The sequence below is a fragment of the Vibrio sp. Vb1554 genome (genome assembly GCF_033344235.1).
Genome location: NZ_JAWPOJ010000337.1, coordinates 1 through 1,152, shown reverse-complemented (window position 1 = coordinate 1,152; position 1,152 = coordinate 1). Strand labels below are relative to the sequence as shown.

The following is a 1,152-nucleotide window of genomic DNA, read 5'->3' as shown; positions in this document are numbered from 1 at the left end:
AGTTTTTTCCGACGTCGCGTGAGCGAAATCATCAACTCAGAATCGCGCCTAGAAGTGATTGACGTTGCGGTAAATGGCAGAGAAGCGGTCGAAAAAGCCAAAGCTCTCAAGCCGGACGTCATCACCATGGATATTGAAATGCCAGTTATGGATGGCATTACGGCTGTGCGTGAAATCATGGCCGCATCTCCAACGCCAATTCTGATGTTTTCGTCCCTGACTCATGATGGGGCGAAAGCAACTCTTGATGCGTTGGACGCTGGCGCTCTGGACTTCTTACCGAAGAAGTTTGAAGATATTGCACGTAACCGCGATGAAGCGGTTTCGCTGCTTCAGCAACGTGTCATTCAAATTGCCTCTAAGCGTGCTTTCATGCGCCGTCCTGTAGCGCGTCCAGCTGCTGCAACTAGTGCTGCGCGTCCATTGGCTTCAAGAACCGCTGCGCCTGCCGCATCGGCTCCGGCTCGACCGGCAGCAACCAAGTTCCGCGCATCGGGTAAGAAATACCAGTTAACTGCGATTGGCACATCCACTGGTGGCCCAGTTGCTTTACAAAAAATTCTTACTCGTCTGCCGATGAACTACCCACATCCAATCGTGCTGATTCAGCATATGCCTGCGACATTTACGGCGGCATTTGCAAGTCGATTGAACACGTTGTGTAAGATCCAAGTGAAAGAAGCACAAGACGGTGATGTGTTACAAGCTGGCGTGGCTTACCTAGCGCCAGGCGGCAAGCAAATGATGATTGATGGTCGTGCAGGTGCTGCTCGCCTTCGCATCATTGATGGCGGCGATCGCATGAACTACAAACCGTGTGTGGATGTGACCTTTGGCTCGGCGGCGAAAGTTTACGGCGACAAAGTGCTTTCTATGGTGCTCACCGGAATGGGTGCAGATGGCCGAGAAGGTGCGCGTATGCTGAAATCGGCAGGTTCAACCATTTGGGCACAAGACGAAGAAAGCTGTGTGGTTTACGGCATGCCTCAAGCTGTAGCTAAAGCGGGCATTTCTTCTGAAGATTTACCTCTTGACCGAATTGCAGAACGCATGCTGGTGGAAGTGGGTTTAGCGTAGGATAAATCATGATCGTTTGGAGTGTAGCTAACCAAAAAGGTGGGGTAGGTAAAACCACATCAACAGTGACACTAG

2 protein-coding genes are annotated in these 1,152 nt (G+C 51.2%); both read left to right on the top strand.

The window, feature by feature from the left end; translation table 11 throughout:
* Positions 1-1,077: chemotaxis response regulator protein-glutamate methylesterase (locus R8N28_RS26110; RefSeq protein ID WP_318183769.1), on the top strand; the 1,077-nt coding region annotated here is incomplete at its 5' end.
* An 8-nt stretch (positions 1,078-1,085) separates the two neighbouring features.
* A partial coding sequence (locus R8N28_RS27505; RefSeq protein WP_412079938.1) for a ParA family protein occupies positions 1,086-1,152 on the top strand: 67 nt, incomplete at its 3' end.